This is a genomic window from Burkholderia sp. Ax-1720, from assembly GCF_011753035.1.
GTDB classification, from domain to species: Bacteria; Pseudomonadota; Gammaproteobacteria; order Burkholderiales; family Burkholderiaceae; genus Burkholderia; species Burkholderia gladioli.
In genome coordinates this window covers 1-9772 of sequence record NZ_VWWK01000224.1, presented here as the reverse complement: position 1 = coordinate 9772, position 9772 = coordinate 1, and the positions used below count along the sequence as shown (strand labels likewise).

The 9772-nt window shown below is 70.3% G+C and carries 7 protein-coding genes and 1 pseudogene; 4 read left to right on the top strand and 4 right to left on the bottom strand.

Annotated elements, in window-relative coordinates:
- Positions 1-378 (bottom strand): annotated as a pseudogene (locus tag F3J18_RS33110) (cobalamin biosynthesis protein CobT); the annotation flags it as partial.
- Positions 375-1574: an AAA family ATPase gene (locus F3J18_RS33105; protein WP_166916327.1), complete on the bottom strand. Its 1200-nt coding sequence runs from the start codon at positions 1572-1574 to the stop codon at positions 375-377. The pseudogene F3J18_RS33110 and the gene F3J18_RS33105, both read right to left, overlap by 4 nt.
- Positions 1575-1785: 211 nt before the next feature.
- Between F3J18_RS33105 and F3J18_RS33100 the strand changes: the two genes are divergently transcribed.
- Both F3J18_RS33100 and F3J18_RS33095 read left to right on the top strand, forming a co-directional pair.
- Positions 1786-2460, top strand: a complete 675-nt coding sequence (locus F3J18_RS33100; protein ID WP_166916325.1) for a phospholipase — start codon at positions 1786-1788, stop codon at positions 2458-2460.
- Between the two features lie 92 nt (positions 2461-2552).
- Positions 2553-3314 (top strand): 3-oxoacyl-ACP reductase, encoded by a 762-nt coding sequence (locus F3J18_RS33095; protein ID WP_166916323.1) that lies wholly within the window; start codon positions 2553-2555, stop codon positions 3312-3314.
- Between the two features lie 75 nt (positions 3315-3389).
- On the opposite strand, the gene F3J18_RS33090 is transcribed toward F3J18_RS33095, so the two are convergent.
- Both F3J18_RS33090 and F3J18_RS33085 read right to left on the bottom strand, forming a co-directional pair.
- Positions 3390-5060 (bottom strand): lectin, encoded by a 1671-nt coding sequence (locus F3J18_RS33090; RefSeq protein ID WP_166916321.1) that lies wholly within the window; start codon positions 5058-5060, stop codon positions 3390-3392.
- A gap of 284 nt (positions 5061-5344) precedes the next feature.
- Positions 5345-6334, bottom strand: coding sequence for a LysR family transcriptional regulator (locus F3J18_RS33085; RefSeq protein WP_025100679.1), 990 nt, complete (start codon positions 6332-6334; stop codon positions 5345-5347).
- Positions 6335-6436: 102 nt separating this feature from the next.
- On the opposite strand from F3J18_RS33085, the gene F3J18_RS33080 reads away from it, so the two are divergent.
- Together F3J18_RS33080 and F3J18_RS33075 are read left to right on the top strand one after the other, a co-directional pair.
- A complete protein-coding gene (locus tag F3J18_RS33080) occupies positions 6437-7726 on the top strand; it encodes an MFS transporter (RefSeq protein ID WP_240156478.1) in 1290 nt (429 codons plus the stop codon).
- A 143-nt stretch (positions 7727-7869) separates the two neighbouring features.
- Complete coding sequence (locus F3J18_RS33075; RefSeq protein ID WP_166916329.1) at positions 7870-9564, top strand: peptidase S10; 1695 nt, start codon at positions 7870-7872, stop codon at positions 9562-9564.
- The last annotated feature ends 208 nt before the right edge of the window (positions 9565-9772 follow it).

Here is a 9772-nt window from a genome sequence, read left to right as displayed (position 1 = left end):
GCCGGGCAACCGCGCGGCCAGCGCGAGGCTCGCGCGGTGGTCGTCGATGGTTTCGGCCAGCGCGCGGGTGGCGTCCGAGGCGAGGCGCGCATGCTGCGCGGGCTCGCCGAAGCGCAGGCGAGCGGCCAGCAGGTCGACCCAGCCGGCCAGTTCGTCGTCCGACAAGGCTTGCTCGCCGGCCGTGGCCGGCAGTACCAGCACGTCGGGCACGGCGCTGCCGTCGCGTTCGCCCCATTCGATGCGCGGCCCGTCGCGCGCGATCCTCACCTGCAGCGCCGGCTGGTCCGTCAGCACGCGCGCCAGCTTGCCGAGCCGCTCGCCGGGATCGTCCCCGGCGCTCGGCGGCGCGGTGCCCGGGCGCGGGTTCGGCTGGCTCACGATGCGTCGAGGTCGATGTAGTGGCGGACGATGTCGCGGATCAGCGCGGCGTCCTCGTCGCCGACCTTGGCGTAGATGGTCGGCCCGGCGGCGATCTCGGGATCGCCGGTGCGCAGCATCAGCGCGGTCCAGTCGATCAGGCGGCGCGTCGAGAAGGCGCTGGCCAGGTCGTCGCGCTCGAAGGCGCGCCGGCAGGCCGCGGCGATCGCCGCCAGCGTCTCGGCCATCGCCGGGCTGACACGCGCGCCGAAGGTCCGGCGCAGCACCTCGGCCTCCTCGGCCGGCGACAGGTAGTCGATCTGGTAGACGCGCCAGCGGTCCAGGAAGGCGTCGTTCATCAGGTTGGCGCCCTGGTACAGGTGGCGAAAGCGGCTCATCGCGCCGGCCGCGTTGGCGGTCGCGAACAGGCGGAAGCCGGGATGGGGCGCCACGATCTCGTCGCCGCGCTCCTTGAGCAGCAGGCGGCCGCCAGGCTCGAGCACGGCGGTCAGCACGGCGAGGATCGCCGGTTCGGCGAAGTCGATCTCGTCGACGATCAGCCAGAGCCCGGCGCGCATCGCGGTCGGCAGCACGCCGTCGACCCAGAGGGTCTCGCCGCCCTTGACGGTCCAGAAGCCGACGAAGTCGCCCACCGTGGTCTGGCCGTTCATGTTCGCGCGCAGCACGCCGTGCGCCGAATGGGCCGCGGCCTGCTCGATCAGGCTGGTCTTGCCGGTGCCGGTATGGCCGATCAGCAGGATCCGGCGGTTCTCGGCGATGTCGCGCACGATATTGGCCGAGCGCTCGGCGAACAGGTAGGCGGGGTTGCGCTCGGGCACCAGCGGGCCGCCGGCGCCGAGCGGCAGGCGCGCGCCGGCCAGCGTGACGGCGGGCTCTTCACCGGCCTGCCCCGGCTGCGCCGCGTCGTGCATCGCCGCGCGCAGCTCGGCCAGGAAGCGCGCGCGATGCGGCGGCGGCGCGCCTTCGCCGGCCTCGTCGCGGCGCGCGTAACCCTCGCGCTGCCACTTGCGCAGCTTCGCGTCGAGGTTGTCCAGGTCGATCACGGTGTCGATGTCGGTGGAGCCGTCCGCGCGGCGGTGCTGGATCCGGTACATGTGCGGCCGCTCGGAATGGCTGACCAGCCAGGCGTCGTCGTCGCGCGCGTAGACGCCGACGGGCGACGGTTCGGAGGGAAGCGGGGCGGGCTGGGTGCTCATCGGCGGGCAGGGGCGGGAGGGACGGCGGAGCCGGTCGGGAGCCTCATTGTGCGCCGTCGTCGCCCGGCCGTGCAAAAACGGGGCAGGGCGTCGATTGCTTCCATTTGTGATGGAATGCATTTCCCGTGAGTGGTTTGTTGCTCGATCCGATTGATTCAGACTGAGGCTTTTTCTCGACGCGCGAGCCGCTCGCGCCATGGAGCCATCCCCGATGACCTCATCCCTGACCCAGGTGCCGGGCTCGCCGCTCGTCTTCCGACCGCGCCCGGCCGCCGGCGTGCCGCTGGCGCGGCTGTTGCTGCTGCATGGCGTGGGCGGCAACGAAACCAATCTGCTGGCGGTGGCCGAGGCGCTCGATCCGCGCCTCGAGATCGCCTTCGTGCGCGGGCCGCTGACGCTGGGCCCGGATCAATACGCGTGGTTCCACGTGCGCTTCGGGCCGAACGGCCCGTCGATCGACGCGGCCCAGGCCGAGGCGAGCCGGCAGCAGCTGATCGGCCTGGTTCGCGCGCTGCGCCAGGCCGACGGCGCGGCGCCGCTGCCGACGCTGATCGGCGGCTTCAGCCAGGGCGGCATCATGAGCGCGAGCGTCGGCCTGAGCGCGCCGGACGCGGTGCGCGGCTTCGCGATCCTGAGCGGGCGGATCCTGCCGGAGATCGCCGAGCACCTGGCGCCGCGCGAGGCGCTGGCGGGGCTCGACGCCTTCATCGCCCACGGCGAATACGACGACAAGCTGCCGGTATCGTGGGCGGAGCGCGCCGATGCGATGCTCGACGAGCTGGGCGTGCCGCATCGCGTGCATCGCTACCCGGTCGGCCATCAGCTCAGCGAGGCGATCGTCGACGATTTCGCGGCCTGGGTGGCGAAGCGCGGCGCGGCGGCCTGAGCGCCGCCGCCGATCGTCCCGGGCGGGCACGAAACGTCGCCGTTCACGGCGGCGCGCCATAATCGCGCTTTTCCGGTGCGGAGACGTCGCGAATGAAACTGTCCGAACAATGGGTGCTCGTCACCGGTGGCGCGCGCGGGCTCGGCGCCTCGATCTCCCGGGCGCTGGTGCGCGAGGGCGCGTCGGTGATCGTCAATTACCTGCATAGCGAATCGGCCGCGAATGCGCTGGTGGCCGAGCTCGGCCCGCAAGCGATCGCGCTGCGCGCCGATGTCACCGATGCGGGCGAGGTGGGCCGGATGTTCGAGGCGGCGCGGGCGCGCACCGGCCAGCCGGTGGCGTCGGTGATCAACAACGCGCTGGCCAGCTTCCGCTTCGACGGCGATGCGCGGCCGACGCTCGAGCAGCTTTCCTGGCAGCGCATGCAGCAGCAACTGGAGAGCGCGGTCAAGGGCGCGCTGAACACCATGCAGGCCGCCGTGCCCGGCATGCGCGAGCGAGGCTTCGGCCGCATCGTCAATGTCGGCACCAACCTGTTCCAGAACCCGGTGGTGCCCTATCACGACTACACGGCCTCGAAGGCCGCGCTGCTGTCGCTGACGCGCACGGCGTCCAACGACCTGGGCCCGCACGGCATCACCGTCAACATGGTGTCGGGCGGCCTGCTGCGTACCACCGACGCGAGCCGCGCCACGCCCGAGACGGTGTTCGACATGATCGCCGGCTTCACGCCGCTGCGCCGCGTGACCACGCCCGAGGAATTCGCCGACGCGGTGCTGTTCTTCCTCTCGCCCTGGGCGCGTGCCGTGACGGGGCAGAACCTGATCGTCGACGGCGGGCTGGTGAAGGGCTGAGGCCCGCTTGCCGCGTATGCGCCGGGTCGGCGGCGCATACGCGGGCGGCTCGGCCTGGTCGGGCCGAGCGCGCGATCAGGACACCAGCAGGTCGAACTGCTCCCAGCCGCCGACCTGGGTGGCGGTGGCGATCAACTGGCCCTGGCCCGAGTTGGTGGCGCTCACGTACTTGCCGTTGGCATGCGCGCGCAGGGCCACCGCCGCGCCCGTGAAGGGCTGCACGATCAGGTCGAAGGTCTCCCAGGGGCCGACCGCGCTGCGGTTGGCGATCAGCGGCGCGGCGCCGGCATTGTCGGCCGTCACGTACAGGCCGTTGGCATGCGAGCGCAACGCCACCGCGCCGTTGCCGGCATTCACCAGGTCGAACTGCTCCCATTGGCCGACCGCCTGGCGGTTGGCGATCAGCGCCTGCGCGCCGGCGTTCTCGGCCGTCACATACAGGTTGTTGGTGCGCGAGCGCAGGCTGACCACGGTCGCGAGACCGACCGTGCTGTTCAGCACCGGCGCGGTCGGGCGCACCTGGGTCAGGCCGAGCGAGCCCTTCAGCATGCGGCCGCCGTCGCGCGTCAGGCGCATGTAGTAGTCGGAGGAGCAGGGCGTGCCGTCCTCGTCCAGGCTCAGGAAGCCCGAGCCGGCGGGCACGTCCTGCTGGGTGGCGGCGGTGTTGAGGATCTGGTTGCCCTCGTTGTACTCGTCGAACATCGAGATGTAGAGGCCCGACACGCCGAGGTTCACCAGGTTGTAGAGCTGCCGCCACATGTAGTTGCCGTGCGCGCGCTGGCGGATCGACAGGTCGCCCGGCATCACGCAGGGCTGGTAGTCGATGCCGTGCGCGTCGCAGTCGGCCTTGTCGGCGGCGGCCACCTCCACCGCGAAGGCATTGGCCTCGGCGATCGAGCCGATCGCGCCGATCATCCACGGCGAGATCATGTCGAACTGGTGGAACACGTCGAGGAAGTTCGGCCGCACCGAGCCGCCGGTGCGCCAGCGGGTCGGCACGCCGCCGATCACGTAGCAGCCCTGGGCCTTGAACCACTGGATCACGTCGGCGCAGGCGGCGGCGTCGAACGGGTGGTTCACGTCGTCGAAGCCGAAGCCCCAGATGCAGACCACCGGCTTGCCGTTCTGGCGCGCATAGGCCGGCGAGGCGATGTACTGCGACATCTTCGAGGTCCAGTCCTGCTTGATCTGGGTCTGCATGGCGGTCCAGCCGGACACGTCGTACATGATGTAGAACTTGCGGCCGTAGGTTTCGGCGGCCTGCCGCACATGCGCGGCCGCCACGTCGCGCGTGGCGCCCTCGCCCGAGAACGGGTTGAAGCGCTGCAGCGCGACCGTGTCGATCTCGTTGGCCTGCATCCAGCTGAACTGCCGGTTCACCGTGTCGAGGTCGTATTGCGAGAACAGCGTGGCCGGCGCGCCGCTGTTGAGCGGGCTGAAGGCGCTCTGGTAGCCGTGCGCGTAGCCGCGCATGTCGGGCCAGGCCTTGATCGCGTTGTTGCTCGGCGAGGGCGCTTGCGACCAGTTGCCGGCCCAGTGCCACCAGCCGTTGATCGGTGCGCCGTCGCCGATCGCCGCGAACCAGCCCTGGTAGCCGACCGTCACCTTGCCGACCACGTCGCCGGCGCCGCTGACGGCCGCGCGTTGCGTGGCGGCCAGCGCGCGCGTCAGGCCGCGCGCATCGAGCGCGCCGACGGCCGCTGCCGCAACGCCGGTTTTGAGAATCGAACGACGTGTGATGCCCATGAGATTCCTCGAGAAGTAGGGGGGTATGGCTGGCGGGGCCCGGCCGGCATGCTTGCATGCGCAACCGGTGGCGGGGATTGCATCATCGCGAGGGGCGATCGGTCTGCCGGACTGCCGAATCCCGGGCAGGGAATCCGAAGCGCCGCGATACGTGCCCGGCGGCGCGTGCAGCAATCGGAGGAATCGTTGCGGATTGGTGCTGAGGCGCGGCCTGGAGGTGGACTGGTCGGTATGCGGGGCAGGCGGGAATGCGTGCCTCGCGAGGCGGGCCGGCGCGGGCTGGCCTAGCCGAATCGCAGCGGATCGCCGACCAGTTTCGGCACCGCCTCGCGCATGATCGCCACGAAGCGCAGCAGCCGGGACGGGTAGAACTGCGCGTGCGGATAGACCAGGAATACCGGCAGCGGCGCGGCCTCCCAGTCGGGCGCGACGCGCACCAGGCGGCCGGCCTCGAGTTCCTCGGCGAGCAGCCAGGACGAGCCGATGCCCACGCCCATGCCGTGCAGCGCCGCCGAGCGCAGCGCGAACAGGTTGTCGGTGCTCATGCGCGGCTGGATCGTGAAGCGCTGCGTCTCGCCGCTGCGCCGGTGCCGGAGCACCACCTCGTTGCGGTAGTAGGTGCGCAGCGAGAGCCAGTCGAGCGCGGCGAGTTCCTCGGGCGTGGCGGGGATCCTGCCGTCCTCGAACATCGAGGGCGCGGCGACCACGAAGCGCGCCACGTCGGCGATCCGGATCGCCACCACCGATGGATCGGTCACCTCGCCGATCTGGATCGCGCAGTCGATGCCGGTGCCGATGAAGTCGTGCACCTCGTCCTGCAGCAGCCATTCGACGCTCACGCGCGGGTGCTCGCGCAGGAAGCCGATCAGCGGCCCGACGAAGATCTGCTGGCCGAAGGCGTGCGGCACCGTCACGCGCAGATGGCCTTCCGGCTCCTGCTGCGCGCCGCGCAGGTCGGCCTCGAACGAGGCCCAGCTCGCCAGCAGCTCCTTGGCGCGCTTGAAGGCGCGTTCGCCGTCGACGGTCAGCCGCATCGAATGGGTCGAGCGCTGCAGCAGGCGCACGCCGAGCGAGCGCTCGAGCGCCTGCAGGCGACGGCTGACGGTGGGCTGGGTGGTCCGGAGCAGGGCCGCCGCGGCGGACAGGCTGCCCGATTCGACTATACGCACGAAGGTCTCCATAAGCTGGAAACGATAGCCGGCATCACCGGGAGACACTTCCGGAAGCCGGCGATTTCCGCCAGAGGCAGGCGTGGTGGGCAGTTTGGCGCTCATGCGCGGAGCGTATAACAAATGTGCGGGCGGTGCCACTACCAGGCCCGCGCCGCTGCCTTCACACTCGCGGCTTGCTGATTCGATACCGATGGACACCGCAAGATGAGTTCGACCCCTGACTTCGACAATGCCGCGCGCGAGGCCGTGCTGGCCGACCCGGCGCCGCTCCCTGGGTCCCGGCCGGGCGCGGCTTCGGCAGCGCCTGCCGGGGCGCAGGCGCTGCATGCCCTGCTGACGCCGCGCCTGGTGCTGCTGCTGGCCGCCGCCGCCGGGCTCGGCGTGGCGCCGCTCTATTACAGCCAGCCGATGCTCGGCGTGCTGGGGCCGGACATCGGCGCCTCGGCCCGCATGGTCGGCCTGGTGCCGACGCTCACCCAGCTCGGTTATGCGATCGGCATCCTGCTGCTGGCGCCGCTCGGCGACCGCTTCGACCGGCGCCGCGTGATCCTGGTGAAGGCCGGCGTGCTGGTGGCCGCGCTGCTGCTGGCCGCGATCTCGCCGTCGATCGGCTTCCTGCTGGCGGCGAGCTTCGCGGTCGGGCTGGCGGCCACGCTCGCCCAGGACGTGGTGCCCGCGGCAGCCACGCTCGCGCCCGATGCGCATCGCGGCAAGGTGGTCGGCACCGTGATGACGGGCCTGCTGCTGGGGATCCTGTTGTCGCGGGTGGTGGCCGGCGTGGTGGCCGGCAGCCTCGGCTGGCGCGCCACCTTCGTGATCGCGGCGGCGAGCGTGGCCGCCATCGGCCTGGCTGCCGCGCGCGGGCTGCCGAGCTTCCGGCCCACCACGCAGATGCCGTATCGCGAGCTGATCGCCTCGCTCGGCGGCCTGTGGCGCCGGCACCCGGCGCTGCGCCGGGCGGCCTTCGCCCAGGGCATCCTGGCGCTCGGCTTCAGTGCGTTCTGGACCACGCTCGCGGTGATGCTGCATGGCGCGCCCTTCCATCTCGGCAGCGCCGTGGCCGGCGCCTTCGGCCTGGCCGGCGCGGCCGGCGCGCTGGCCGCGCCGCTGGCCGGGCGGCTGGCGGACCGGCGCGGGCCGGAGTTCGTCACCCGGCTCGGGATCGCGATCGCCACCGTCTCGTTCGCGGCGATGTGGCTGGCGCCCTGGCTGTCGGTGTCGGCGCAGCTCGGCCTGATCGCGCTGGCCACGGTCGGTTTCGATCTCGGCTTCCAGTCGACCCTGATCGCACACCAGACCATCGTCTACGGCATCGATCCGGCTTCGCGCAGCCGCCTCAATGCGGTGCTGTTCGTCGGCATGTTCATCGGCATGTCGACGGGCGCCGCGATCGGCACCCTGCTGTTCGCGCAGTGGGGCTGGACGGCGGTGGTCGCGATGGCGGTGCTGACCTCGATCGGGGCGCTGCTGGTGCGGGTCTGGCGGCGCGCCTGAGCGGGGCGGCGGCTGGATCGGGAACGGGCGGGCCGGGTGGCTCGCCCGTTTCGTTTCGAGGGCGACGGCTTCGCGTTGACGCCCCGGCACGATCTGCCGACAATCCGCAGACCGTCACGCGCGCCGTCTCGATCGAGGATGTCATGCCGCTTCGTCTGAATGCATCGTTGTGCTGTCTGGGGTGGCTCGTCGCGATGTCGGCGGGAGGATGGGCGCGGGCGGCCGAGCCGGCCGCGGTGCCGGCCAGCGAGGTGCCGGCGCGGGCGGCGGCTTCTTCGAAGGGGGCGGCGTCTGCCTCGGCCGCTTCGGCTGTTTCTCCTGCTTCGGCGACGACGGGCCGTCCGTCCGCCGACGACAGCGCGAATGCAGGCGCCGATGCGCATCGCGCGCCGAATGGCGGCGGCGAGTTCATTCCGGCGCCGCCCGAAACCAGCGCCGTGACGCGCCACTCGATCCGGCTCGACGGCCGCACCATCGACTACACCGCGACGGCAGGCAACCTGCTGCTGCGCGACGATGCGGGGCAGGCCACGGCCAGCGTCTTCTATATTGCATATACGGCGAATGGCCGGCGCGCCTCGCAGCGGCCGGTCACCTTCCTGTTCAACGGCGGCCCCGGCGCCGGCACCATGTTCCTGATGATGGGCTCGTTCGGCCCGAAGCGCGCCCGCACGGCCAGTCCCGATATCAGCGGACCCGCGCCCTACGATCTCGCCGACAACCCCGACAGCCTGCTGGCACAGACCGACCTGGTCTTCATCGACGCGGTGGGCGCCGGCTTCTCGCGCGCGGTCGGCCACGCGAGCGGGAAGAATTTCTGGGGTGTCGACAGCGATCTCGATGCCTTCGATCATTTCATCGAGCGCTACCTGACGGTGTACCAGCGCTGGGATTCGCCGAAGTACCTGCTCGGCGAGTCCTATGGCACGGCGCGGGCGGCGATGCTGGCGTATCGCCTGAACGATCGCAGCAATATCGCCTTGAACGGGGTGATCCTGATGTCGTCGGTGCTCGATTCGGCGGCGTTCTCGGCGGGTTCGGATTTCGAAAGCGAAAGCTATTTGCCGAGCTTCGCCGCGATCGCCTGGTATCACGACCGTCTTTCGCCCAAGCCGCCCAGCCTGCCCGCGTTTCTCGACGAAGTCCGTGCCTTCGCGCGCGGCCCTTATGAGCAGGCGCTCGCGCAGGGGGATGCCTTGCCCGGTGCCGAGCGCGATGCGATCGCGGCGCGCATCGCCGCTTATACGGGACTCGACGTGTCATATATAAAAGAGGCGCGGCTGCGCATCGGGCCGTCGCGGTTCCGCAAGCAGTTGCTGCGCGGCGAGTCGCGTAACCTGGGGCGCTACGATGCGCGCTTCAAGGGTATCGACTACGACGATGCGGGGGAGCATGGCGATTTCGATGCATCGGCGACCAGCATCTCCAGCGTGTTCGACGCGGCGCTGCATCGGCATCTGGCGCAGGATCTCGACTACCGGCCGAGCGACCGCTATCGCGTCTTCAACGATGCCGCCTTGCGGCAATGGGATTGGAAGCATCGCGAATGGTGGGGTGAGCAACTGGCGGTGCCCTATGCCGCCGGCGATCTTGCCGAGGCGATGCGGCAGAACCCGAAGCTGCGAGTGATGTCGCTGAACGGCTATTTCGATCTGGCGACGCCGTTCTATGCCACTGAATATGCGCTATCGCATCTCGGGCTCGACAAGTCGCTGCGTCCGAACCTCGAGCTGCGCTACTACCCGACGGGGCACATGATCTACCTCGACGATGCCGCCTTGCATGCGATGAAGACCGATCTCGCGCGCTTCTACGAGGGGACGCCGGCGGGTCAGTGAGGGCGATGTTGGTTGCGTGAGCAACCGAATTTCGCGTTTCTTCTTTTGGTATCAACGAGTTGCCATGAAGGGCGCCGCGCGAGCGGCGCCCTTCATGCATTTTCTTTGCGAAAACGCTTGCACGAAGGCGATGGGCTGCTTAGAATCACGCCTCTTTCGCGCTAACGGAAACGCGGCACGAAAGAGGAAGCAAGGTTGGACAAGTCGA